Genomic DNA, 25,626 nt, shown 5'->3' on the forward strand with positions numbered 1-25,626 from the left:
ATTTTGAGCGCTTAAGAACCACTACAGTTTTATAATTCTTTGTGTTAATCCATGTGACAATTGAACGTCACCGCAGTGCAGCAGAAGGCCGCTTTTATGCTAGTCTTGACCAACCCTGATATCAGTTGAAATAAACGTAGAGGAATTATCGTGTTACAAAAAACCTTACTCAGTTTGGCTCTGGCCGCTGCGATGCCGGCTTTAGCAGACGTCGATTATCAGATTGATTTAACGGAACCAACGCACCACACAGGGCAGGTAAGTATTACCTTTCCCGAAACCGATCAGCCTTATCTGGACGTCAAAATGCCGGCCTGGCGAACCGGTTATTATCGTATTCTTAATCTGGCAAATGGTGTCCGTGACTTCAGCGTAGAGACAGAGACGGGTGCTGTGCTTAACTGGCATAAAGTGGACAAAAGCACTTGGCGCATTGAGCTTCCCGACCAGCTCCGCGATCAGGAAATTGTGGTTAATTACCAAATTTATGCAGACCTGCTGGGTCGCCGGGCGCGCCATATTGATGACTCGCATGCCTACCTGGACGCATCAGCGGTGTTTATGTACGCCGATGAATACCGTCAGCAGCCGGTTTCGGTAACACTGGATGTACAGGACAATTGGCGCAGTGTTTCAGGCATGGCAAACACCGACGAGCACCGGTTTATTGCTGATAACTGGGATATTCTTGTTGATAGCCCGATAGAAACAGGCATTAATCAGTTGTATAGCTTTGCTATTGATGGACGCGATTACGAAGTGGTGTTCTGGGGCGAAGGTAATTACGATGCCGAACAAACGGTGGCTGATCTGAAAAAACTGGTGACCACGGGACCGGAAATTTGGCAGGGCTATCCCTACGAACGGTATGTGTTTATGATACACGCTACCTCAGGTGCCGGAGGGGCCACCGAGCACCGTAATTCAACCATAATTCAGCGTCCACGCTACAGCTATGCCAGCCGTGACGACTATTTATCCTTTATGTCCACTGCATCTCATGAATTTGTCCATACCTGGAACGTCAAGGCTTATCGTCCGGCTCCGCTGGTACCTTATGATTATCAACAAGAAAACTATACTGAGTTATTCTGGATTGCCGAAGGCTCGACCAGCTATTTCCAGGATCACCTGCTGTTAGCTGCTGATATTATGCAGGCCGATGAGTACTTTGAACATCTGGCTGAAGATGTTGAACGTTATTATCGCAAGCCGGGTACCGAAGTTATGTCGGTAGCGCAAGCTTCGTTCGAGGCCTGGAGCGATCAATACGGAGACAGGGCTCAGAATTTTTCGGTGAATATCTATTCAGAAGGTGCGACGATTTCCTGGATGCTGGATATGGCGCTTATTGAAGCTACTGACGGCGAGGTCAGTTACCGTGACGTTCACAACCAACTGTATCAACGCTTTAATGCTGACGAAATTGGCTTTACCAGCGCCGACGTTCTGACAATTTTGAAGGATTTGACCGGCCAGTCCTGGCAAAACTGGTGGCAGCAGCACGTTAGCTCGCCGGTTGCTGAGGTGCCTTTTACAGAGATGTTGCAAAGCGTCGGTTTGACATTAAGCTTTGCTTCGGACGAACAACCATCACCCTGGGTTGGCTGGCAGGGCAGTGCTGCAGCTGAGGGCGTTAAACTGACGCGGGTCGAGCGCGACAGCCCGGCCTGGGATGCTGGTTTTACTCCTGGTGATGTGATTGTCGCTTATGATGATCACCGCGCTGCAGGTGGCCGTTTTGAGGAGGCGATCAGTGAATACCAGGTTGGCGACCAGGTACAGGTCACTTACTTTCGCCGTGATCAACTGCACCAGGCGACACTGGTGATTGGTGAAGAACAGCATCAGGGCGCCAAAATTCAGCCGGTGGAAAAGCCAACGGCCAAACAGCAGGCGCGCTTTTTACAGTGGCTTAATGTCCCGCACCCTAATGCCTGACATTATTGCCGCACCAGCCGTTGCTCGGCTGGTGCGGCCTCAAAGTTGGAGCGAAAAGGGTTGATATCCAGTCCGCCGCGCCGCGTATAGCGCGCATAAACACTGAGCTTACTAAAGCCTAGTTGTGCCAGATCCTGAAAAATGCGCTCAACGCACTGTTCGTGAAACTCATTATGGCGGCGAAAACTGATCAGATAACGCAGTAGCGATGCTTTATCTAGCTGTGGACCAAAACCGTGTATATAAACCGAACCCCAGTCGGGTTGATTGGTGATAAGGCAATTAGACTTCAGTAAGTGGCTTTTTACCGTTAGCTCCTGATCAGTCTGACTATCCAGTACTGTCAGTAAATCCGGATTATAGTCATAACAGTCGATGCCAATATCCTGGTCGTCTAACAATTCACCGGGCAACTCTGCCAACGGCTGCCTGGCTGCCTCAGTCAACGAAGTTAACTGGACTGATACCGGGCCACCGGCACAGCGCGAGAGATCCTGTTCAAGGCACTGCTGCACCTGATGCCAGTTGTGGAAACAGCTTTCATTTAAACTGTTCAGATACAGCTTAAATGACTTAGATTCAATTAAGTTAGGGCTGTCGGCCGGTACCGAAAAATAACCAATTGCTACTTGTGGCAAGCCTTTATCGTTCAGCCAGGACAGCTCATAGCCGGTCCAGAAGTCGATGCCGCTGAAAGGCAAAGCCGCCGTTTCGTCAATGCCGATAGACTGGCGATTTAATGTCCTTGGCACAGCCTGTAGTTGGTCGGCATCGTAATGGTCAGGATAATCGGCGATTTGACCGAGGTTTAGGTGATCCAGTGCAGTGTTCTTTGGCATTCATCGGCTCCGCAAGTACAATGGCCGATATTCTAAAGATATTTAAAGGTAAGTGCCAGATGAACTCAGCTCTCGATGCATTAATGGAGCGTTACCAACAACAAGTGCGACCCTTGCTGACTGATCATATTGAAGATTGGCAAAGTCCCATTTACCAGCAGGTAACCGACAGTGGGCAGGTGCATTGGCTACCCTGCCGGCAACAGCCCGAACTGAATTTTTCCGACCTGGAAACTGCGCTGGAATTAAGGTTTCATCCGGCGTTAAAAGCCTTTTATGGTCGCTGGTACGCCGGTGATCTCGGTGTTGTCTTCCAGCCACCTGGTGATGACCAGTCGGCCGAAAGGCCACACCCGGTTCTGTTACTGCAAATACAGGGGCCTGAAGACGGCGAGCGCTTGCTGCAAAATTTAACCGGACATATTTTAATGAAGCGCAACCTAAAACAGCCAGAAACCTTGTTTATTGGGCTGGCGGAAGAAGCGGAGGACTTATTAATTTCGGTCGATAATGAGACCGGCAGGGTCGGGCTTGAGTGGATTGGCAAAGAACAGCATCAGGTGTTAGCGGATAGCTTGGCGGAATTTTTACGCTGCTGCTCCCCAAATAATGGTGAAACTGACTAATAAGTTGCAAAAAAAGCTTATTACGGTCAGAGCTAAATCTTTAAAAAACAATAACTTACTTCTTGGCTTGTTATTTGCAAATTTGAGACGTCTATTCAAACCAAGGAGAAAAAAAATGACAAAAACAGGGCTTGCCACGGCTTTGATGATCGGCGTACTCAGTTTGTCCGGCTGCATGGTGATATCAGAAACTGGTCTGCAGCATGACCAGGCGCAGTACGATGGAAAACAAAGAGAACAGCAAAATCGCAATAAAATAGCTGCGCTACCGATGGCCTTATCGGCAGAGGAGGTCAGACAACGGCTGGGTACGCCGGACTTTAATGACCGCTGGCAGGGCGAAAACCGTAACATTCAGGTTTTATATTACCGCACCCATCGTCTGCACAGCGACGGCAATACGACCCGGGATGAATGTACGCCACTGGTATTTATTAATAATGAATTGGTTGGTACCGGTCAATTGGCTCTCGACAGAGTGGAAAAATCTCGCTAGCTTGATAACGGCTTTAGAAAATAAAAGAGCGAGGAAAACTTATGGTTGAAGCAACACCATCGGCAGTGGACTCACAATCGACGGGCGAGTTGGTTTATTTAACGGCAGAGGATCTAAAATTAGCGGCTTCTTTGCTTTATCAAACCTACAAAGGTGACGAATTATTCCGGCGTATTTTCCGCGCCGATAAAAGTGACTACGAAAAACGTTTAAGGGCAGCCATTCGTGAAGACCTCAATGCGTTTTGGGAAAATGATCAACCGATCGTTGGTTTGCGAGACGGCGATACGCTGCTGGGTGTTGCTTGCCTGACTCGTCCAGGCAACAGTTTTGGACCGAACAAGTTCTGGCATTGGCGCATTTCGATGTTAATGACAGCTGGTTTTTTAAGCACCAAACAGGTGCTGGAAAAAGAACGGCGGATAAAACAGGCCATGCCCGATGTGCCGTATCACATGTTGGCCTTTATTGCAGTCTCGCCGCAATATCAGCAGCGTGGCTTTGGTCAGCTGTTACTAAAAGCGGTGGACAGTATTGTCGCTGAGGACAGTGAATCAGAAGGTGTCGGCGTTTACGTCACCGAACAACAGCAGCGTGACTTTTTCAGCCAGCGCGGCTACCAGTCGGTGGCTACGATAGAAATTTCCGATTTACCCGGTGAGTTGCTTTTTCGTCAGCGCAATGCGGATTAGAGGTTAGGATCGCGAAACGGCGGTAACTGGACACCTATCAGTTGTTGATTATGCAGTTCCAGGTCGCCTTCGTATCGGGTTTCACCATCGCTGCTAAAGCCCATTTTAAAGGTTGCCCGCCAGCCCGGTTGGCGGCCTTTAAAAGACCAACGGGTGTGATCACGGCGGACATCCAATAGTTGCAGCCGCTGCTGTTTACAGTAACGAATCGCGTGGCGATAGGCACTTTCTGACTGTTGCCGGTGCTGCCAGAAAATCCACCCCAGCAACGCTATTAACAACAATAAAAGAACATCAAATAGCATCATTAAGTTAACCTGTGATTTGGCCTCGTAAGCGGTTTAAAGCGGCCAGACTGTTGTTGCTCAGTTGACCCTGAGCAATCAGGCTTAACAATAAGGGACGGATTGTTGGTAAGGCAATAATATCTCCAAACAGCGCGTCAAACAGTGGCTCAGGCAGTTGGCTGATGAGATCAAGGTAAAGTACTATCATTTCCTGATCTTGTAAGGCTGGCCATAAGCGGGCAGCGATAATCGTTGCACAATCGGCATCCAGCGTTTGCTCAGTTAACTGTTGTTTTAACCAACGTTGCAGCCTGCCATTGTCGGCATGGCTGGCTAACGCCCGCAGTGCATCCCGTCTGAGTTCGGCCACACCACTGTCGAGCAGAATTAATAGTTGATCACGCAGGCGCGCCGGCACGGTTTGCTGTTCTAAGGCGACGGCCAGCGGCTGACGAAGTTGGCCGGGGTAGTGCTCAAAGCCCTGCGCTACCGCAGCGGCAAGTTCGGGTAAATTATTCAGACGAGCGGCGCAGTCGTGTATTCCCTGCAGGCCAAGTTGCTGCCAGTCGGTTTGTTGATGCTGCAAATAAGTAACGGCCTGATCAAAATACTGGCTTGGATGCTGCCGGTACTGGACTCTTATGCGGGCATGCAGGGCTGCCCTCTGAGTTTCATTGGGGGTAAATAAATAAGGGTTTTGTTGTAACTGCTGTTGTTGTTGCTCGCTGAGTTCGCCCGTTAATTCGTGGCCAAGTGCCCCCAGGACAAATTCCAGATAATGGTCGCGGGCGGCTGTGCTTAATAAACCCCGCTCATCCAGAGGAAATTGCAAAAACCAAAGAAAATCATTGCTTGGTTGCTGGCGGTGATGAAAGATAACCGCAAGTTGCGCCTGATGACGAATAGGGAAAGGGTAGGGTTGTTGTTGACGCTCAATCGCATCGAACTGCTGATTATCGATGCAGGTGAGGCGACGACCGAGGTCGTAAATTTGATAGTCGGCCTGTCCGGCTTGCAAGAATTCACCCAAGGTAGCGATGGTTTGCGTCACAACATCTCCTCAAAAGCTTGAATTTTAGCATGAATTAACTCACTATTGCCGCCATTATAGCGGTTTTCTCGGATCAAGTGGTAACGGAGTCTGCCATGGAGCAGTATCAAAAAGCTGCACGTTTACTGGACAGAATAGAACGTGAGCTTAATAGTCTGGGGTTGTGGCAAGCGCATCAGCCTCCTGTTCAGGCGTTGGAAAGTCAGCAACCTTTCGCGGTTGATACTTTAGAATTTCATCAGTGGCTTCAGTTTGTCATGATTCCTCGTATGTGGGCTCTTATTGACGGACACCAACCCTTGCCGGAATCCATTGCCGTAAGCCCTATGGCTGCGCAGACTTACCGTAATGAACTGGAACAACATGAACAGTTAATTGCGTTGATCCGCGAATTTGATGTGTTACTCAGCGGTACTGATCCCCTGCAGGACGATGTTTAGTGTCGGCCCCAGCTCTGCCTATTGTCTATCAAGACGAGCATCTGGTCGTTATTGATAAGCCCTCCGGACTGCTGGTTCATCGTAGCCGGATGGCAACCGATGCCAAAGTCTTTGCCATGCAGCTATTGCGCGATCAGCTTGGTCAGCATGTGTATCCTTTGCACCGGTTAGACCGGCCAACGTCAGGGTTGTTGGTGTTTGCACTTGATAGCGATACGGCGCGTAGGGTCAACGAGCAGTGGACTGAGCGTCTGGTTGAAAAAACCTATCACGCTGTCGTCCGTGGTTATGCAGATGATCACGGCGTTATTGATTATGCGTTAAAAGAAGAGCTGGATAAAATTGCGGATAAACAGGTGCGGGACGATAAAGAAGCCCAGCAGGCCATTACTCACTACCGATGCCTGGAACGGGTGGAATTACCCTTTAAAGTCAGTAAAAAGCACGATACCAGCCGCTATTCACTGGTCGAGCTGCAGCCGAAAACCGGCCGTAAGCATCAGCTGCGACGCCACATGTCGCACATCCGCCATCCGATCATTGGTGACAGCCGTCATGGCGAGGGCCGGCATAACCGGTTTTTCCAGAACCATTTTGGCAGTCACCGCTTGCTGCTTGCAGCCACTAACATCCGTTTTCATCACCCTCATACCGGCAAATTACTGGACCTGTCCGTAGAATTGCCTGATGAATTGACGAGGGCGTTTGGGCCGGACCCGCTTGCGTGAGTTGTTCACACGTACGGCCATTCGCAGTCAGATTAAATCTGATATCCGTCAGTATATTACGCGAATTACTGCCGCTTAGTAGGGCGCTGGTCTGCGCCCTGTTAAGCGGCTTTGTTATTCAGCACTGCGCAGTAAGGCATTAATGCCCACTTTGGCGCGGGTTTTTGCATCCACTCGTTTAACAATGATAGCTGCATACAGGCTGTGAGAACCGTCGGCTGCAGGCAATGCCCCGGGAACGACGACGGCCCCGGCCGGTACTCTGCCGTACAGGATGTTATCGTTCTCGCGGTCATAAATGCGAGTACTCTGGCCCAGATACACACCCATCGAAATAACCGCTCCTTCTTCAACAATAACACCTTCGACCACTTCCGAGCGTGCGCCGATAAAGCAATTGTCTTCGATAATGGTTGGGTTGGCCTGTAATGGCTCCAGTACTCCACCAATGCCTACGCCACCGGATAAATGGACATTGCGGCCAATTTGCGCACACGAACCAACCGTAGCCCAGGTGTCAATCATAGTGCCATCGCCAACGTAGGCGCCAATATTTACATAAGAGGGCATAACCACTACATTACGGCCGATAAATGCGCCTTTACGAACCATTGCCGGCGGCACCACGCGCATGCCTTCAGCCCGAAAACGAACGCTGTCGTAATCGGCAAATTTGGCTGGTACTTTGTCCCAGAAACGCGTTTCACCGCCATGGATAAGCTCATTGTCGTTTAACCGGAAGGATAACAGCACTGCTTTTTTCAGCCATTGATGAACAACCCATTCACCGGAGAGTTTTTCGGCAACCCGTAGTTCACCACGATCAATTTCATCAATTACGTATCGCACCGCTTCACGTAATTCTTCATCATCCGTTTGCGGATTAATGTTGTCGCGGTGTTCAAACGCATCAATAATTTTCTGTTTATAAGAATCTATCGCCATTAGAGCTCCTGAATCATGGTGTTAGGCTAAAAATCTAAGTGTTTAATAATTTGTTGTTTCAGAGTTTGTTTTTCAGTTTCTGTTAACGCTTCATTTTTTGTTGAGGCGACAATGAACAGGTCGTCCGCTTGTTCGCCAATGGTCGTAATTTTAGCGGCCAGCAGAACCACATCCAGACGTTGTAAAATAGCGGCAAACTTGGCGATAAGACCGGGCCGGTCGAGCGTGGTCAGCTCAAACGTGGTGCGCCGCTGATGCTTACTGGGAATAAATTTCACCTGGGTTTTTACATTAAAGTTTTTCATTCGCCGGGACAGCGGACGATGGGTTTGCGGCACCGACTTGCGCTTATGTAACACATCCAGCAGTTGCTGTTTGACATCCTCTATACGTCGCGGATCGGTCAATGGCTTGCCGTCGCGCTGCAACAATACAAAGGTATCCATTACAAAGCCATCGCGGGTGGCAAGAATTTGCGCGTCCAGGATACTGAGCTGTTCACTGTCCAGAACGCCGGCGACTGAGGCAAACAGGTGGCTTTCTTCGTGGTGATAAATAAATAGCTCAGTAGTTCCGTAATTATTTTCGTCGCCAATTAAAATCAGTGGCAGCTGTTCGGTATTCAGATTAAGAATATGCTGGGAGTGCCAGCTGATTTGCTCTGCCGTGTGGCGGAAAAAATAATCCGCAGTAAACCGCCCCCATAAAGCCAAAATTTCTTTTTCATCAAAACCGGCACTGAGTAACAGCGCCATCGCACTGGCTTTATTCTGTTGTATTTTTTGCCGTACATCCAGCGTCGGAGTACTGCTGTTCTGTTTCAGTAGATAGTGGGTAGCATTATATAACTCTTCCAGCAGCGTAGCCTTCCAGTTATTCCATAGGGAATGATTGGTAGCGCGGATATCGGCAACCGTCAGGCAATACAAATAGTCCATCCGTTCGCAGTCTTGCATTTGGTTGGCAAAGTTCTGGATCACCTCGGGGTCGTGAATATCTCGTTTTTGAGCGGTTACTGACAACGTCAGGTGATGTTCAACTAACCAGGCGACCAGTTCGGCATCTGCATCAGGGTATCCATGTTGATGACAGAAATTACGTGCGTCCATAGCACCAAGCTCGGAGTGGTCACCGCCACGACCTTTGGCAATATCATGAAAGATGCCCGCTAAAAACAGGCAATGGCGGCGCTCCATGGTGGCGACTAACTGTTCGGCCAGGGGGAACTCGCCCTGATGCTCGGCTGCACTAAAGCGGTATAGGTTGCGAACCAGACGATAGGTATGCTCATCAACGGTATAAGCATGGAATAAATCAAATTGCATTTGCCCGACGATTTGCTGCCACTGAGGCAGATAGCTGGCGACCACACTGTGGTGATGCATTAAGGCAAATGGGCGACCACAGCCGCGCGGATGCTCAATTAACTGACAAAACAATAAGCGACAGTCGGGGTCATAACTCAGTGGTTCATTTAACTGCGCCCGGGCGTTGCGCAATAAGCGTATCGTATGCGACTGAATACCGGTAATTTGAGGGTTTTCAGCAATCAACACAAAGGCTTTGATCATGTTCTGGCGCTGGTCAAACACCTGGTCATGGCGGGCTGTCAGCATTTCTCCGCTGATGGCAAAATCCTCATTCAGATTTTTTGAATCCAGTAATTCCTGCGCGCCGAGAATAGCTTGCTGAAAAAACTGCAACAACATTTGGTTTAACTCGCTAACCCGTAACACCACCTTAAAGTAGTCTTTCATCATCAGCTCGACCGAGGCTTTGCCTTCATTGCCGTAGCCGAGGCGCACAGCAACCCCGGGCTGAAAGTCAAACAGCAGCCGGTCTTCACGCTTACCGACTTCCAGATGCAAAGCAAAGCGGATGCGCCACAGCCAGTTCATACATTCGCGTAATTCAACGAATTCATCTGCCGTCATGTACCCGTATTCAACCAGGCTTTCATCGGAATGAGTCTGAAAATGTCGTTTCGCGATCCAGCCAATAGTCTGGATATCGCGAAGACCACCGGGACTGGACTTTATATTTGGCTCAAGATTATACGAGGTACCATGGTACTGCTGATGCCGGCGCTGCTGTTCTTCATGTTTAGCCTGATAAAATTCGCGGCTGGACCAGGGGAAGTTACTGACCAGGTGTTGCTGGAACTGCTGGAAAGAGGGCTCGTCACCACAAAGGTAACGTGCTTCGATAAGGTTTGTGGCAATGGTGATGTCGTTAGCCGCCTGGGTAAAGCAATCATTAACGGTGCGAACTGCGTGACCAATATCCAGGTGCAGATCCCATAAAAAGGTCAAAAATTCGGTCAGCTTGGCAGCCGCTGATGCTTTTTGCGTATTATCCAGAATCAGCAGATCAATATCCGAGCCGGGATGCAGTGTTTCGCGACCATAGCCACCGACCGCGACTAACGAAACCGGCTCGCAATTTAGTTGCAGTTGTTGCCACAGATGTTTTAACAAGTGGTCAAAAAAGGCAGAACGATGATGGATTAATTCGTCAATGTCGGCTGTGATGAACTGTTGCTCTGACCACTGCCGATACTGTTCCAGCAGGTTGCGATAGGCATCACGGCAGGGTGATTCAGAAAGGGCAGGCCACTGCCCAAAAAAATCTGTCTGTGACAGCGATTCTGACGTCATCGTAGTTGCCATAATAATCACTTATTAGTGGTGAATAACACGCGGTAACTGTTGCTCTTCTTCCGCTCTAAGGGTAAGCACCTCGACGCCATCGTCGGTGACCAGCAAGGTGTGCTCCCACTGCGCACTAAGGCTGCGATCTTTGGTTAATACAGTCCAGCCATCTTTCATTAATTTCGTATGGCGCTTACCGGCATTAACCATAGGTTCAATGGTAAAACACATACCGGCCTGCAGTTCCACACCGGTACCAGCCTTACCGTAATGAACTATTTGCGGGTCTTCATGAAAACCGGCCCCAATACCGTGGCCGCAATATTCGCGGACAATAGAGTAACCGTGGCTTTCAGCATGCTGTTGTATGGCCTCGGCGAAATCACCCAGCTGGATTCCTGGTTTAACCATTTCAATTGCTTTATATAACGACTCCTGTGTCACCCGAATCAGGCGTTCTGCCAGAATTGACGGTTTACCGACGATAAACATCTTCGAGGTATCGCCGTGATAACCATCAAGGATAACCGTAACATCGATATTCATGATATCGCCGTCTTTTAATTTTTTCGGAGCGGGGATACCGTGGCAAACACAGTGGTTCACCGAGGTACAGATAGACTTGGGAAAGCCGTGGTAATTTAAGGGTGCCGGCGTGGCACCGTGCCGGATAATGTATTCGTGACAGATAGTATCCAGTTCTTCTGTTGTGACTCCGGGTTTGACATAATCACCGATCATTTCCAATACACTTGCAGCCAGGCGGCCCGCGGCCCGCATTTTTTCGATTTCAGCGGGCGTTTTTATTGAAATATCCATTAACACAGCTCTCTTTAAAGCAGACGAAATAAAACCAAATTTAGAGGCACAGTTTACCAGCCACCAACGCTTTTCGCTATCCTCATTATATTGCGTTGTGTGCGGTGTTATGGTATAACTTGCGCGCCAAATTTGATGGCATCTTAATTTTAACTCTAAACCACACATGTACCGGCACATAACACGGGGTGCTCACTAGAATGAGTCGTGCTATGGGGTACATGGAGGCTTAACCCCCAAAAAAGGAAAAAGATTATGGCAAACGTGTCAATGCGTGACATGCTGAAAGCTGGTGTCCATTTCGGTCACCAAACCCGTTTCTGGAACCCAAAAATGAAGCCTTTTATTTTTGGAGCCCGCAACAAGATTCACATCATTAACCTTGAAAAAACTGTGCCAATGTTCAACGACGCGTTGAGCTACGTTCAGCACGTGGCTTCAAACAAAGGTAAAGTTTTGTTTGTTGGTACTAAGCGCGCTGCGGCAGAGCCAATCAAAGAAGCGGCACAAGCCTGTGGTCAGTATTACGTTAACCATCGTTGGTTAGGTGGTATGTTGACTAACTGGAAGACAGTTCGCCAGTCAATCAAGCGTCTTAAAGACCTGGAAATCATGAGCCAGGACGGGACTTTTGAAAAACTGACCAAAAAAGAAGCTTTGGTTAACACCCGTGAAATGGAAAAGCTTGAGAAAAGTCTCGGCGGTATCAAAAACATGGGCGGTTTACCGGATGTATTGTTTGTCATTGATGCCGATCACGAACACATTGCGGTAAAAGAAGCGAACAATCTGGGTATCCCAGTGGTTTCGGTTGTTGATACTAACTCCGACCCTGATAACATTGATTACATTATCCCAGGCAATGATGATGCAATTCGCGCAGTACAGTTATACTTGAATGCAGCGGCAGATGCGATTAAAGAAGCAAGCTCTGCGCCGGCAGGCAAAGACAGCGACGAATTTGTTGAAGCAACTGAAGAATAATTGAGGATAAAACCATGGCAATTACAGCAGCTCTGGTAAAAGAACTGCGCGAGCGCACTGGCGCTGGCATGATGGACTGCAAAAAAGCGTTGCAGGAAGTTGACGGTGATATGGAAGCGGCTATTGAACTGATGCGCAAAAGCGGTCAGGCGAAAGCAGCTAAAAAAGCGGGTCGTACGGCCGCTGAAGGTGTCATTTTGGTCAAGTCTGAAGGCAGCCAGGCGACTTTGGTTGAGCTGAACTGCGAAACCGATTTTGTTGCTCGTGATGACAGCTTCCTGGCGTTTGGCGAAAAGGTTATCAACACGGCTTTTGCTAATAAAGAAAACGATGTTGAAAAATTGCGCACAACAGAAGTTGATGGTGAAACCATCGAAAAAATGCGTGAAGACCTGGTCGCTAAAATTGGTGAAAACATGGCGGTACGCCGTGTCTCTACCATTGAGCGTGGCGATGTTGTTGCGACTTACACGCACGGCGCCCGTATCGGTGTAGCAGTGGCGTTAACCGGTGGTGATGAAGCTCTGGCGCGCGATCTGTGCATGCACGTTGCAGCGAGCAACCCACAGTTTGTTAAGCCGGAAGACGTTGACGCCGAAGTCGTTGAAAAAGAACGCGCAATTCAAATCGATATCGCTATGCAAAGCGGTAAGCCGAAAGAAATTGCTGAAAAAATGGTTGAAGGCCGGATGCGCAAGTTTACCGGTGAAATCAGCCTGACTGGCCAGCCGTTTGTTAAGGACCCGTCTGTTACGGTAGGTGAGCTACTGAAGCAACACGGTGCCGATGTCGAAACCTTTGTTCGTTTTGAAGTGGGCGAAGGCATTGAGCGTAAAGAAGAAGACTTTGCTTCTGAAGTTCAGGCTCAAGTGGCGGCAGCGAGCAAAGGTTAATCTTTGTGGCTGGGTCGCAACCCGATAAGTAATGATCAAAAACCGCGTCTTGAAGGTTCAGGGCGCGGTTTTTTTTAAATAGATTTTTTGTTACTCCATGTAAGCTTAAGCGAGGCAATAATGAGCACCCACCCGAAACCCAGTTACCGACGTATTTTATTAAAATTAAGTGGCGAAGCTTTAATGGGCGACGAGCCATTTGGTATTGATGCCAAAGTCCTTGATCGTATGGCACAGGAAATTAAGGAGCTGGTTGAGCTTGGTGTCCAGGTTGGTCTGGTCATCGGTGGCGGTAATCTGTTTCGTGGCGAGGGTCTGGCGCGTGCGGGCATGAACCGTGTTGTTGGCGATCACATGGGTATGCTGGCAACGGTAATGAACGGCTTAGCAATGCGCGACGCTTTACATCGGGCCTTTGTGAATGCTCGCTTAATGTCGGCGATTGAGTTGACTGGAGTCTGCGACAGCTATAACTGGGCGGATGCAATCAGCCTGTTAAAGTCCGGGCGGGTTGTTATATTTTCTGCCGGTACCGGAAATCCTTTTTTCACAACGGACTCTGCCGCTTGCTTACGAGGCATTGAGATTGAAGCTGAGTTAGTTCTGAAAGGCACTAAAGTCGATGGCGTCTATTCATCTGATCCGGCTCAGGATCCCGAAGCAAAATTATACCAGCATATTAATTATGACGATGTCCTGCAGCAACAGCTTAAAGTCATGGATTTAGCCGCCTTTACACTGGCCCGTGACCATGGTCTGCCAATCCGGGTGTTTAATATGAATAAACCGGGTGCATTGCGGTCAGTGATTCTTGGCGAAGAAGAAGGTACACTTATCAGTAGTGGCGCAAATATTTAATAACGAATCAGGTAAAAGGTAACAACGTGATTAATGAAATTATAAAAGACGCCGAAGAGCGCATGCAAAAAAGCGTAGATGCATTACGCAATCAAATGTCAAAAGTACGTACGGGCCGTGCTCATCCCAGTCTGCTGGATGGGGTAATGGTTAAGTATTATGGCGTTGATACGCCATTACGTCAGTTGGCTAACATAACGACAGAAGACTCGCGCACCTTAGCGTTAACGGTGTTTGACCGCTCCTCAAGCCAAGCTGTCGAAAAAGCCATTATGGACTCTGACTTAGGTCTTAATCCAGCTTCAGCAGGAACGGTTATCCGTATTCCGCTGCCGGCATTAACCGAAGAACGTCGCCGCGATCTGGTAAAAATCGTACGCAATGAGGCCGAACAGGGTCGTGTAGCAGTGCGTAATGTCCGACGTGATGCCAATGGCGATTTAAAAGAGTTGTTGAAAGAAAAAGAAATAACTGAAGATGAAGAGCGTAACGCTGAGGAACAAATCCAAAAGATCACTGACAAATACGTTAAGCAGATCGATGATGCGTTGAAAAACAAAGAAGAGGACCTGATGGAGGTCTGATTCTGATCGCATCTAATTTTGGTTATAAACGCCGTGTTAATCGCACTTACGCGGCGTTTTTATTATTTATGGCAACAGCATGACAGATCTTCCAACGCTACAGCAAATTGTTCCTAAGCATGTAGCAATTATCATGGATGGTAATGGCCGGTGGGCAAAACAGCGTGGTAAACTGCGCACCTTTGGCCATAAGGCCGGTGCTGAAGCAGTTCGCCGTGCAGTTGCCTTTGCGCGGCGCAATGGTATTCAGTCATTAACGTTATTTGCCTTTAGCAGTGAAAACTGGCGCCGTCCTGAAAAGGAAGTGTCAGTGCTTATGGATTTATTCATGACCGTGCTGAAGCGTGAACTGAAGCAGCTACATGACAACGATATAAAGCTGCAGATTATTGGTGACCGCAGCCGGTTTTCAGAGCGACTGCAGCGTCGTATTGCTGAGGCTGAGCAGAAAACAGCCGCCAACCAGTTGCTGACACTTAATGTTGCCGCTAATTATGGCGGCCAGTGGGATATAACTCAGGCTGCACAAACATTGGCGCGGCAGGTTGAACAGGGTGAGCTGACTAGCGAGCAGATAACTCCTGAGCAGCTGGCACAGCACCTGCAGCTGGCGCAACAGCCAACACCGGACTTAGTTATCCGTACTGGCGGTGAATGTCGCATGAGCAACTTTTTATTGTGGCAGGCGGCCTACGCCGAGCTGTATTTTACGCCGGTGCTTTGGCCAGACTTTGATGATGATGTTTTTTTACAGGCGGTTGTTGAGTTTGCGCAGCGGGAACGCCGGTTTGGTTTAACCAGTGAACAGCTGGAAAGCGTGATACAAAAAATTGAAACCCGGGTAGAGGAATAAATTTTTGTTAAAACAACGAATACTCACAGCTTTGCTGTTAATACCGGTCGCTTTATACGCGGTTTTCTTGTTGCCGCTTTGGGGCTTTTCTTTATTTATTCAGCTGGTATTGATGCTCGGGGCCTGGGAATGGTCTCCGTTAATGGGCGTTAAGCGCACCAGTAGCCGAATTGCCTACACATTAGTAGTTGGAGCCGTCATTGGCGTACTCAGTTTGTTGGCACCCTACCAGCACTTATGGACAAATGGCACTCTGGATCCACTGATTTACTACACCATTTTAGTGGGCGGTGTGTGGTGGGTTGCGGCACTCGCTCTGATTGTCAATTATCCCTCCAGTCGCCGGCTCTGGGCGCGCACCCGCTCGATTGTGGGCTGTTTCGGGTTAGCCATATTTGTGCCGTGTTGGGCTGCGCTGGTAACGGTTCGCTCTATTAATATCGATGAACAGCCGTATTTTGGCGGCTGGGTAGTGCTATTTATTTTACTGCTGGTATGGGCCGCTGATGTGGGTGCCTATTTTGCCGGGGTTCGCTACGGACGTAATAAAATGATGCCGGCAGTCAGCCCGGGGAAAACCATGGAAGGCTTGTGCGGCGGCATCAGCCTGGCGTTTGTGGTAATGATGGTGGTTGCGCACTGGACTAAAATACCGGCTGATCAATTTACCGGTTATTACCTGACGGGTTTATTTACCGTAGTTGCGTCAGTTTTTGGCGATTTGAACGAAAGTATGTTTAAGCGTGCCGCCGGGGTTAAAGATAGTGGCTCAATATTACCCGGACACGGGGGGATCCTTGACCGGATTGACAGCCTGACGGCCGCTGTTCCCATTTTCACCCTGGCTTACCTGGAGTTTTTACACTAACTCATGCGCAGTATAACGATATTAGGAGCGACGGGCTCTATTGGTGAGAGCACACTGGACGTTGTCCGACGCCATCCTGACAGTTTTCAGGTATTTGCGTTAACGGCGATGTCGCAGGTAACTAAACTGGCGCAACTGTGCCGCGAGTTTAAGCCTGAGGTGGCGGTCGTGGGTGATGAGACAAGTGCCGCCCAGTTGCAACAACTGCTTGCTGGTGAAGCCACCGAAGTAGTTTATGGTGAGCAGGCTTTAGTGCAGGTTAGTGCGGCCCGGCAGAGCGATATTGTGATGGCATCGATAGTCGGGGCGGCAGGTTTAAAGCCTACCTTAGCTGCCATTGACGCCGGTAAAACCTTATTGTTAGCCAATAAAGAAGCGCTGGTAGTCAGCGGCCAGCTGTTTATCGAACACGCGATAAAAAGCGGCGCAAAAATTGTTCCTGTGGACAGTGAACATAATGCCATTTTTCAGTGTCTACCTGAATTGGCGCGGCAGCAGATTGGTACCATGAAGTTGGCTGAACAGGGCATTGATTATATTTTATTAACGGGTTCTGGTGGACCATTTCGTCAGTTGCCGCTGGAACAACTCGCTGCACAAACGCCAGCGGCGGCCTGTCAGCACCCAAACTGGTCAATGGGCCGCAAAATATCAGTCGATTCCGCGACGATGATGAATAAAGGGCTTGAATACATTGAAGCGCGTTGGTTATTTAACTGCCAGCCGGAGCAGCTAAAGATTGTTATTCACCCGCAAAGTGTTATTCATTCGATGGTGCAGTACATTGATGGTTCAGTGTTGGCGCAGATGGGGCAACCGGATATGCGAACGCCTATCGCTCATTGCCTGGGGTTACCAGAGCGGTTACGCAGCGGCGTCCCCGGTTTAAATTTCAGCGAAACTGGCGCATTGACATTTTCTCCGCCGGACTTCGCCCGCTACCCTTGTCTCCAGTTAGCGATCGATAGCTGTTGGCAAGGGCAGAGTGCTACCACCTGTTTAAATGCCGCCAATGAGGTGGCTGTAGAAGCATTTTTAAATGAACAGATTGGCTTTACTCACATTGCGCAGGTGTGTGCGCGTGTTTTAGAGCATGAATTGCCCTCCCGAATTGACTCGATTGAGGATTTATTAGCATTAGATAGTCAGGCGCGGCAGTGGACCCGCCAGGCGCTCGAGCAGGTGAACAATGTTTGATTTTTTGTGGTATGTCGCCTCGTTTGCCGTAACGCTGGGAATTCTGGTAGCGTTTCACGAGTTTGGCCACTTTTGGGTCGCGCGTCGATGCGGAGTTAAGGTACTGACCTATTCGATTGGCTTTGGCCGTCCCATTTGGTCGCGTGTAGCTAAGGATGGTACCTGCTACCAGGTCGGACTAATCCCGCTGGGTGGCTACGTACGAATGTTAGACGAACGTATCGATGATGTGCCGGAAGAAGAGAAGCATTTATCGTTTAATGCGCAGTCGGTATATCAACGGTTTGCCATCGTTGCGGCCGGGCCGATCGCTAACTTCATTCTTGCGGTTGCCGTGCTTTGGTTAATGTTTGCAATCGGGGTTCCTACGGTTAAGCCTGTAGTGGGAGATGTTCAGCCCGGTTCTATTGCTGCTGAAGCGGACCTTAAGCCTGGCAGTGAGATAATTGAGGTTGCCGGCATTCAGGCTTATGACTGGCAACAAGTGCAGCTCGGACTGATGTCCTCGATTGGTGATTCTTACGTGGATGTTACGCTAGAGACACCAACTGGAGAGCAACAGACACGACGACTCGATATCAGCGACTGGCAATTTGACCCTGAAACGCAGTCAACTTTCGGAAGTCTGGGTATTGAAGTATACCGGCCCACGGTTTACACCGAACTGGCTGAGGTCATGGATGATTCGCCGGCAGCGCAGGCAGGTCTACAGGCAAACGATAAAATACTTCAGGCAAATGGTGAAAGCCTGGAAAGTTGGCAACAGCTGACGGATAAAATCCGCGAACGAGCGGGTCAGACGATTGAACTCACCATTAGTCGACAAGGGCAAACAGAACAAATTTCTGTGCGGGTGGGTGAACGCGAAGGTGCCGAAGGTGTCATAGGTTATCTTGGTGTTGTGCCTAAAACAGAACCTTTGCCTGAGGGTTATGTGTTCAACCATCAATATGGTATTGTCGGCGGCTTGATTCAGGGAGCTGAGCAAACCTGGGACTTGATGGTTATCAGCGTACAAATGATCGGTAAATTGCTGACCGGTGATGTATCGGTGAAAAATTTGGCGGGGCCGTTAAGTATTGCTGAGGGAGCCGGCGTGAGCGCCGGCAATGGATTTGTTTATTTTTTAAGTTTTCTGGCATTATTGAGTGTTAATTTAGGCATTATCAATTTGCTACCGCTGCCGGTGCTGGATGGTGGCCACCTGGCGTTTTTCGCGGTGGAGTGGGCGCGGGGCAAACCGTTGTCAGAAAAAGTTCAAGATGTTTGCTACCGGATAGGTGCAGCTCTGGTGTTTGCACTGATGTTCGTTGCGATTAGCAATGATATTATCCGTTATGCATTCTGATTTAGAATCAACAATAAGTAGCTATTAATAATGACGTTTAAAAAGCTGTTAGTGAGTGCCATGGTCGCCGCGGCGATAGCGCCGGTCCACGCACAAGATGAATTTGTCGTCGAAGATATCGAAGTAAAAGGGTTACAGCGTGTTGCGCTGGGGGCCGCCTTAACCTACATTCCGGTGCGGGTCGGCGACGATGTCAGTGAGCTGCAAATCCGTAGTGCGATAAAATCCTTGTACGCGTCAACGCACTTTGATTATATCGAAGTTCAGCGCGACGATAATACGCTGATTTTTCAGGTTAGTGAGCGGCCGACCATTGCGGAAATTACCTTTGAAGGCAATAAAGACATCAAGGACGAACAACTTGAGCAAAGCCTTCAGGACAATAACATCGTTACTGGCGAACCCCTTGACAGAACCACGATCGCCGGTATTGAAAAAGGTTTGGAAGACTTTTTTCACAGCGTTGGTAAGTACAATGCTCAGGTCGATATAGAAGTCATCGAATTACCCCGTAACCGTGTCGAACTGCAAATGAACTTCGACGAAGGCGACGCGGCGGAAATAGCGCAAATAAACATTGTCGGTAATACGGCTTTCCCGGATGAGTTATTAATCGATAACTTCGAGCTGACTGACAGTTTGCCCTGGTGGAATTTTATCGGCGAAAAACGTTATCAAAAAGAGCAGCTCAGTGGTGATTTGGAAACGCTGGAATCTTTTTATCGCGATCGTGGCTATTTGCAGTTTGCAGTGACTTCAGTACAGGTGTCCATGACGCCGGATCGCGAGGGCATTTACATTACCGTGAATGTTGAAGAAGGCGAAAAATACCGGGTCAGCGGCACGGATGTTATTGGTGAGCTAAAAGGTCACGATGAGCTGGTAAAACGCATCGCAACCATTAAAGAAGATAGCCTTTATAATGCTGCTCAGGTGACCTACATAGAGGATATGATCAGCCGCTTCTACGGCCGGTTTGGCTATGCTTACCCTGAAGTTCGCGCCATACCTGAGCGCGACGATGATGCAAAAACCGTTAAACTGACTTTTTCTGTAGACCCGGGTAACCGAGTCTATGTGCGCCGCATTAATTTTGAAGGTAATAGCCTGACGCAGGATCGGGTGCTCCGACGCGAGATGCGCCAGTTAGAGGGTGCCTGGTTGTCGGACGGTAAAGTAGAGCAGGGCAAAGTCCGGCTTGAACGTCTGGGCTTCTTCGAAACCGTCGAAACGTCGACTCAGCGAGTGGACGGCAATGATGATCAGGTGGATATTACTTATAAGGTAAAAGAACAGCCTTCGGGTTCTTTTAACGCCGGTATTGGTTACGGCGACTATTCAGGCTTGCAGTTAAATGCCGGTATTCAGCAGAATAACTTCCTCGGTACGGGGAACCGTGCGGGCGTTAACGTGTCTACCAGCCGCTTTAATAAAAACTTTAGCCTGTCTTATACCGACCCCTATTTTACGGTCAATGGTGTCAGCCTGTCGGGCCAGCTTTATATGAGTGAGTTTGATGCAGGCCAGGCAGAAAACTTAATTCGCTATAATCAAAAAACCTACGGTGTGGCCTCAAGTATCGGTTTCCCGGTAGACGAAATTAACAGCTTTAATTTTGGTGTCGGCTTTAAACAGCAGGAAGTCAGTAACGTTGATGGCTATGAGCAGATTAGAAAATTCTATTCTGCATTTCTTGACCGGGATAACCCGGACCAGGGCGTTGCCTTTGATATTTACGAATTAAATGCGGGCTGGAGCCGGGTTACCTTAAATCGGGGACGGTTCCCGACCTCGGGGTCATCACAGCGGGCATCAATTGATGTTTCGGCACCCTTTAGTGACATTCAGTATTTTCGTGCTAACTACGACTTTAAATGGTATCTACCGTTGTCGGATGATCAACAGTGGTCGTTGTTAACTCGCTTTAATATGGGCTATGGTAATGGTTACGGTGAAGACAGTGTCGGTAATGATTACCTGCTGCCGTTCTGGGAATCTTTCCGGGTCGGGGGGCAGGGTGACCTGCGCGGATTCGAGCCTAATACCGTAGGACCACGTGCTATCTATAGCTTTGCCGACCAGTTAACGGGACCGCCGGATCTGACCGGAAGACCGTCTCGTTATCCCGAGGGCGCGAGTAGTGAATCGGTTCAGGTCAGCCGCTTTGCGGTTGGCGGTAATGCTAAAATGGTTGGTGGTGTAGAACTAATTGTCCCTACGCCCTTTGTTGACGAGGGTATGCGCAACAGTGTGCGCACCAGCGTGTTTGTGGATGTTGGCACAGTGTGGGATACTGAATTCGATTATGACAAGTACAAAGACGCAGAGCTAATTGGTAATAGCCAACCGTTATCTGATTACAGCGATCCGGGCGAATTTCGAGTTTCGGCCGGTGTATCAGTGCAATGGATTTCACCTATGGGGCCATTAACCTTTTCGCTCGGCCGGGCACTGAAAGAAGTTGAAGGGGACGAAACCCAGATCTTCTCGTTCAACATCGGTACCACTTTTTAATACGTCAGTTAAAAAAATGTCAGAACAACATGAAATTTGAGGAGTTTACATTGAAAACTTTAATTAAAAGCACGGCGGTTACGGCTGCATTAGCAACAACTTTGTTTGCCGGCGCAGCGCAGGCTCAGCAAAAGATTGGCGTAGTGGACATGATGTCTATTTTTCAGCAACTACCTCAGCGCGAGCAGATTTCTCAGGAACTGCAGGCTGAGTTTCAGGATCGCTTTGAAGAAATGCGTCAACTGGAGCAAAAAGTTCAGGAGCTGCGCCAGGAGCAGGAGCGCGACGCTTCCGTCATGTCTGAAGCTGAAATGACTCAGTTAAGCCGTGAACTGGAGCAAGTAGTATCTGAAGCTCAGCTGAAACAAAAAGCTTTACAGGAAGATACCCGTCGTCGCCAGCAACAAGAGCGTAACGAGTTATTGGGTGAAGTGCAGCAAGCGATCACTGTCGTTGCTGGTGAACAGGGCTATGATTTAGTTCTGGAAAGCAGCGCCGTTGCCTTTATGAAGGCAGATAACGACCTGTCGGACGAAGTAGTTACTGAGATGACTTCAGGTAATTAATGCATGGCTGAATATACCCTGCAGCAGTTAGCCGAGCATGTCGGTGGCGAGGTTCGTGGCGACGCGAACCGAGTCATCCAGGGTGTTGGAACACTGCAATCCGCAAAAGCCGGGCAAATTGCTTTTTTAGCAAACAGCCGCTACAAGCAGCAACTCAGTAGCACCCGCGCAGGCGCTATTTTGCTGTCGCCTAAAGACGCGCAGGATAGTGCTGTGGAAGCGGGTATTATTGTGTCCAACCCCTACGCGGCGTTTGCCAAGGTGGCTCAATTACTGGATACCACCCCACTTCCGGCAGTGGGCCATGCGGCGACGGCAAAAGTAGCTGCCAGCGCGCAACTGGGAGATAACGTCAGCTTAGGCGAATATGTTGTTATAGAAGAGGGCGCGATTATTGGCGACAACGTCAGTATTGGTGCCCATTGCCATATTGGTCCCCAGGCAGTCATTGGCAGTAACACCCGTATTTGGTCAGGGGTAAATATTTATCATCGCTGCGAAATTGGTGCTAACTGCATTATTCATTCTGCTGCAGTTATCGGTGCCGATGGTTTTGGCTGGGCTCCTGAAAATGGTAAATGGCTTAAAATACCTCAGATAGGCCGCGTTATCATCGCCGATAATGTAGAAATCGGAGCCAGTACCACCGTGGATCGGGGGGCCTTAGACGATACCATCATCAGCTCTGGCTGTATCATCGATAATCAGTGTCAGATTGCCCACAATGTGTTCATCGACGAAGATACCGCTATCGCAGGTTGTACCGTTCTGGCCGGCAGTTGCCGCATTGGTAAGCGCTGTATGATTGGCGGCGCCTCGGCAATTAACGGGCATATCAGCATTTGTGACGATGTGCAGATTATGGGATTCGCCATGGTGATTAAAGAAATTACCGAACCGGGGGTCTATGCCTCGGGTATTCCGGCGACAAATCATCGCGAATGGCGCCGCAACGGAGCCCGCTATCGTCAGTTAGATGATTTATTTAAACGGGTTAAGTCACTTGAGAAACAAGTGGTTGATAATAACGATTAATTTGGAGTCACTGTGAAAGCCACAGAGTCTGGTTTTGATGTTCAAGAGGTGTTGAATTTACTTCCACACCGTTACCCATTTTTGCTGATTGATCGCGTTATTGAATGCGATGGTGAAAGTTACCTGCACGCAATTAAAAATATCAGCTTTAATGAACCCCAGTTTAACGGACACTTTCCGGGTAAACCTATTTTTCCGGGTGTTCTGTTACTTGAGGGGCTGGCACAGGCTGCCGGTCTGCTGGGCTTTAAAATTACCGAGCAAACACCCGGAACTAATGACCTTTATCTGTTTGCCGGTATTGATAATGCGCGCTTTAAACGCCAGGTAGTACCCGGTGATACAGTACACTTTCATGTAACCTTCGAAAAAGAACGTCGTGGTGTGTGGAAATTCTCCGGTAAAGCCGAAGTAGAGGGTCAGCTTGCTGCAAGTGCAGAAATTATCTGCGCAAGAAGGGAAGTGTAGTGATTCACGAAACCGCAATTATTGATCCCGCGGCCAAACTGGGCGACAACGTCAAGGTGGGGCCGTGGACAATTATCGGCCCCGATGTGGTCATTGGTGACAACTGTGATATTCGCTCCCACGTGGTCATTAAAGGGCCAACCGAATTAGGTAAAAATAATACCCTGTACCAATTTTCCTCGGTTGGTGAAGATTGCCAGGATAAAAAATATGCCGGCGAACCGACGCGGCTGGTGATTGGCGATAATAATATTATCCGCGAATCGGTAACCATTCACCGCGGCACTGTGCAGGATAATAGCCTGACTCAAATAGGTAGCCATAATCTGCTGATGGCGTATGTACACGTTGCCCATGACTGCATTATTGGCGACCATAATATTTTGGCTAACCAGACCACCCTGGCGGGCCATGTTCATGTGGGAGACTGGGTTATTCTCGGCGGCATGACCGGCGTTCACCAGTTTTGCCATATTGGATCTCATGCTTTTACTGCAGTCAATTCGATTGTGGTGCAGGATATTCCGCCGTTTGTTATGGCACAGGGGCATAATGCACGGCCGCGCACTATTAATGCCGAGGGCTTAAAACGGCGCGAATTTTCGACCCAGCAAATTCAGAATATTCGACGTGCGTATAAACTGTTGTACCGCTCCGATTTAACATTGAACGAGGCGGTAGCGCAAATTAACGCGTTAAACGAGCCACAACTGGACACGTTTTGTCAGTTTGTACAAAACAGTTCACGTGGCATTATCCGACCCTGATTCGGCCGCCGAAATCGTGAATACAAATAAAACTGAACGGGTAGTTGCATTGGTTGCCGGTGAGCATTCGGGTGATCTGCTCGGCGCCGGCTTAATGCAGGCTATCCGGAAACAATCGCCACAGCCTGTTCGTTTTATCGGAGTGGGTGGCCCTCTGATGAAAGAACAGGGGCTTGATAGCTTCTTTCCGATGGAAGATTTGGCCATTATGGGGATCGCGGAAGTCGTCAGGCACCTGCCCAAACTGCTAAAGCACCGCCGTCAGCTAGTTAGCTTCATAGAGCAACAAAAACCCGATGTAATGATTGGCATTGATGCGCCGGATTTTAACCTAACGGTGGAAAAACGCTTACGTGATAATGGTATAACAACCGTTCACTATGTCAGTCCATCAGTATGGGCATGGCGAGAGGGGCGTATCAAGGGTATTAAAAAAGCGGTTGATCACATGCTGTGCCTGCTACCCTTTGAAAAAGCGTTTTACGATCGACACCAGCTACCGGCAACGTTTGTTGGCCATCCTCTGGCTGATGAAATTCCGAAAAACTGGTCCAGGACAGAAGCACGCCAACAGCTTAATCTGGCAACCGACGCTGTTTATCTGGCATTATTACCTGGTAGCCGGGCGGGTGAGATTGAACGCATGGCCGAACCTTTTTTACAAGCGGCCGCTAGTCTTCAGCAACGCTATCCACAGTTAAAACTGCTGGTGCCTATGATCAGCGAACAACGGGCTGAGCAGTTCAGAAGTCTGCAACAACAATATTGCCCGGAACTTACGCTGCAGATCATCGTCGGCAACAGCCGCTTAACAATGGCTGCGGCCGATTATTTAATATTAACTTCCGGTACCGTCGCACTCGAAGCCATGCTTATTAAGCGACCGATGGTTGTCGCTTACAAATTCAGCTGGTTAAGTTATCGGTTAATCAAATGGCTTTTCCACGCCCCGTTTTTTTCTCTGCCGAATTTACTGGCAGACACTCAGATTGTTCCGGAGCTGGCACAGGATGAGGCTTCTGCAGAGAATATCGAACGCCACTTAGCGCGTCTTATCGACAGTGATAACAGTAATCTGATGGTAAACTTCTTGCGGATACATGAGCGGCTGAAAGTTGACGCTAATGAGCGTGCAGCAAAAGCGGTGCTTAATCTCATAGAATAACCTAAAAAATA

At 49.0% G+C, this 25,626-nt stretch carries 26 protein-coding genes; 20 read left to right on the forward strand and 6 right to left on the reverse strand.

Features of this window, described 5'->3' with window-relative positions:
• The first annotated feature begins 192 nt into the window (after positions 1–192).
• Positions 193–1,941, forward strand: a complete 1,749-nt coding sequence (locus tag LG288_RS04690) for a M61 family metallopeptidase (RefSeq protein WP_404403030.1) — start codon at positions 193–195, stop codon at positions 1,939–1,941.
• 2 nt (positions 1,942–1,943) lie between these two features.
• Here the strand turns inward: LG288_RS04690 and queF are convergent, their stop codons facing one another.
• Entirely contained in the window at positions 1,944–2,780 is an 837-nt protein-coding gene (queF, locus tag LG288_RS04695; protein ID WP_404402522.1) for an NADPH-dependent 7-cyano-7-deazaguanine reductase QueF, read from the reverse strand.
• A gap of 59 nt (positions 2,781–2,839) precedes the next feature.
• Here queF and syd point away from each other — a divergent pair, with 59 nt between their 5' ends.
• The 3 genes from syd (at position 2,840) to LG288_RS04710 (ending at position 4,594) form a co-directional block, all read left to right on the forward strand.
• Positions 2,840–3,406, forward strand: a complete 567-nt coding sequence (gene syd / locus LG288_RS04700) for a SecY-interacting protein (protein WP_404402524.1) — start codon at positions 2,840–2,842, stop codon at positions 3,404–3,406.
• 115 nt (positions 3,407–3,521) lie between these two features.
• Entirely contained in the window at positions 3,522–3,902 is a 381-nt protein-coding gene (locus LG288_RS04705; RefSeq protein WP_404402526.1) for a DUF3192 domain-containing protein, read from the forward strand.
• Positions 3,903–3,943: 41 nt separating this feature from the next.
• On the forward strand, positions 3,944–4,594 hold the full coding sequence (locus tag LG288_RS04710; protein ID WP_404402528.1) for a GNAT family N-acetyltransferase: 651 nt from the start codon (positions 3,944–3,946) through the stop codon (positions 4,592–4,594).
• Here LG288_RS04710 and LG288_RS04715 read toward each other — a convergent pair.
• Both LG288_RS04715 and LG288_RS04720 read right to left on the reverse strand, forming a co-directional pair.
• A complete protein-coding gene (locus LG288_RS04715; protein ID WP_404402530.1) occupies positions 4,591–4,902 on the reverse strand; it encodes a DUF3301 domain-containing protein in 312 nt (103 codons plus the stop codon). The two genes, LG288_RS04710 and LG288_RS04715, sit on opposite strands and share 4 nt — an antisense overlap.
• Positions 4,903–4,906: 4 nt before the next feature.
• Positions 4,907–5,932 (reverse strand): DUF3549 family protein, encoded by a 1,026-nt coding sequence (locus LG288_RS04720; protein WP_404402532.1) that lies wholly within the window; start codon positions 5,930–5,932, stop codon positions 4,907–4,909.
• A 95-nt stretch (positions 5,933–6,027) separates the two neighbouring features.
• Here LG288_RS04720 and LG288_RS04725 point away from each other — a divergent pair, with 95 nt between their 5' ends.
• Together LG288_RS04725 and truC are read left to right on the forward strand one after the other, a co-directional pair.
• Positions 6,028–6,372 (forward strand): YqcC family protein, encoded by a 345-nt coding sequence (locus LG288_RS04725; protein WP_404402534.1) that lies wholly within the window; start codon positions 6,028–6,030, stop codon positions 6,370–6,372.
• On the forward strand, positions 6,372–7,100 hold the full coding sequence (gene truC / locus LG288_RS04730; RefSeq protein WP_404402536.1) for a tRNA pseudouridine(65) synthase TruC: 729 nt from the start codon (positions 6,372–6,374) through the stop codon (positions 7,098–7,100). The genes LG288_RS04725 and truC overlap by 1 nt, the downstream gene beginning before the upstream one ends.
• 114 nt (positions 7,101–7,214) lie before the next feature.
• Here the strand turns inward: truC and dapD are convergent, their stop codons facing one another.
• From dapD to map, 3 genes are read right to left on the reverse strand one after another with little or no spacing between them, the layout of a single operon-like run.
• Positions 7,215–8,045 carry a 2,3,4,5-tetrahydropyridine-2,6-dicarboxylate N-succinyltransferase gene (gene dapD / locus LG288_RS04735; protein WP_404402538.1) on the reverse strand — a complete coding sequence of 277 codons (831 nt, stop codon included), beginning with the start codon at positions 8,043–8,045 and terminating at the stop codon, positions 7,215–7,217.
• A 26-nt stretch (positions 8,046–8,071) separates the two neighbouring features.
• Complete coding sequence (gene glnD / locus LG288_RS04740; RefSeq protein WP_404402540.1) at positions 8,072–10,714, reverse strand: [protein-PII] uridylyltransferase; 2,643 nt, start codon at positions 10,712–10,714, stop codon at positions 8,072–8,074.
• A gap of 12 nt (positions 10,715–10,726) precedes the next feature.
• The gene (gene map / locus LG288_RS04745; protein WP_404402542.1) at positions 10,727–11,515 is read right to left on the reverse strand and encodes a type I methionyl aminopeptidase; all 789 of its coding nucleotides are present in this window, start codon (positions 11,513–11,515) and stop codon (positions 10,727–10,729) included.
• Between the two features lie 255 nt (positions 11,516–11,770).
• Here map and rpsB point away from each other — a divergent pair, with 255 nt between their 5' ends.
• The 14 genes from rpsB to lpxB all read left to right on the forward strand — a co-directional run bounded on the left by rpsB (position 11,771) and on the right by lpxB (position 25,615).
• Positions 11,771–12,499 (forward strand): 30S ribosomal protein S2, encoded by a 729-nt coding sequence (rpsB, locus tag LG288_RS04750; RefSeq protein WP_404402544.1) that lies wholly within the window; start codon positions 11,771–11,773, stop codon positions 12,497–12,499.
• A 14-nt stretch (positions 12,500–12,513) separates the two neighbouring features.
• Positions 12,514–13,392, forward strand: a complete 879-nt coding sequence (gene tsf / locus LG288_RS04755; RefSeq protein ID WP_404402546.1) for a translation elongation factor Ts — start codon at positions 12,514–12,516, stop codon at positions 13,390–13,392.
• A 120-nt stretch (positions 13,393–13,512) separates the two neighbouring features.
• Positions 13,513–14,250 (forward strand): UMP kinase, encoded by a 738-nt coding sequence (gene pyrH, locus LG288_RS04760; RefSeq protein WP_404402548.1) that lies wholly within the window; start codon positions 13,513–13,515, stop codon positions 14,248–14,250.
• 26 nt (positions 14,251–14,276) lie between these two features.
• A complete protein-coding gene (gene frr / locus LG288_RS04765) occupies positions 14,277–14,834 on the forward strand; it encodes a ribosome recycling factor (protein ID WP_404402550.1) in 558 nt (185 codons plus the stop codon).
• 79 nt (positions 14,835–14,913) lie between these two features.
• Complete coding sequence (gene uppS, locus LG288_RS04770) at positions 14,914–15,687, forward strand: polyprenyl diphosphate synthase (RefSeq protein WP_404402552.1); 774 nt, start codon at positions 14,914–14,916, stop codon at positions 15,685–15,687.
• A gap of 4 nt (positions 15,688–15,691) precedes the next feature.
• Positions 15,692–16,555 (forward strand): phosphatidate cytidylyltransferase, encoded by an 864-nt coding sequence (locus LG288_RS04775; RefSeq protein WP_404402554.1) that lies wholly within the window; start codon positions 15,692–15,694, stop codon positions 16,553–16,555.
• Between the two features lie 3 nt (positions 16,556–16,558).
• Positions 16,559–17,752 (forward strand): 1-deoxy-D-xylulose-5-phosphate reductoisomerase, encoded by a 1,194-nt coding sequence (ispC, locus tag LG288_RS04780; RefSeq protein ID WP_404402556.1) that lies wholly within the window; start codon positions 16,559–16,561, stop codon positions 17,750–17,752.
• Positions 17,745–19,100 carry a sigma E protease regulator RseP gene (rseP, locus tag LG288_RS04785; protein ID WP_404402558.1) on the forward strand — a complete coding sequence of 452 codons (1,356 nt, stop codon included), beginning with the start codon at positions 17,745–17,747 and terminating at the stop codon, positions 19,098–19,100. The genes ispC and rseP overlap by 8 nt, the downstream gene beginning before the upstream one ends.
• A gap of 30 nt (positions 19,101–19,130) precedes the next feature.
• Entirely contained in the window at positions 19,131–21,614 is a 2,484-nt protein-coding gene (gene bamA, locus LG288_RS04790; protein WP_404402560.1) for an outer membrane protein assembly factor BamA, read from the forward strand.
• 50 nt (positions 21,615–21,664) lie between these two features.
• Complete coding sequence (locus tag LG288_RS04795) at positions 21,665–22,180, forward strand: OmpH family outer membrane protein (RefSeq protein WP_404402562.1); 516 nt, start codon at positions 21,665–21,667, stop codon at positions 22,178–22,180.
• 3 nt (positions 22,181–22,183) lie between these two features.
• On the forward strand, positions 22,184–23,215 hold the full coding sequence (gene lpxD, locus LG288_RS04800) for a UDP-3-O-(3-hydroxymyristoyl)glucosamine N-acyltransferase (protein ID WP_404402564.1): 1,032 nt from the start codon (positions 22,184–22,186) through the stop codon (positions 23,213–23,215).
• A gap of 12 nt (positions 23,216–23,227) precedes the next feature.
• Complete coding sequence (gene fabZ / locus LG288_RS04805) at positions 23,228–23,683, forward strand: 3-hydroxyacyl-ACP dehydratase FabZ (protein WP_404402566.1); 456 nt, start codon at positions 23,228–23,230, stop codon at positions 23,681–23,683.
• Positions 23,683–24,450 carry an acyl-ACP--UDP-N-acetylglucosamine O-acyltransferase gene (gene lpxA, locus LG288_RS04810; protein WP_404402568.1) on the forward strand — a complete coding sequence of 256 codons (768 nt, stop codon included), beginning with the start codon at positions 23,683–23,685 and terminating at the stop codon, positions 24,448–24,450. The genes fabZ and lpxA overlap by 1 nt, the downstream gene beginning before the upstream one ends.
• Positions 24,451–24,466: 16 nt before the next feature.
• Positions 24,467–25,615, forward strand: a complete 1,149-nt coding sequence (lpxB, locus tag LG288_RS04815; protein WP_404403032.1) for a lipid-A-disaccharide synthase — start codon at positions 24,467–24,469, stop codon at positions 25,613–25,615.
• Positions 25,616–25,626: the final 11 nt, after the last annotated feature.

The organism is Idiomarina seosinensis, from assembly GCF_044797955.1.
Classification (GTDB): domain Bacteria; phylum Pseudomonadota; class Gammaproteobacteria; order Enterobacterales; family Alteromonadaceae; genus Idiomarina; species Idiomarina seosinensis_A.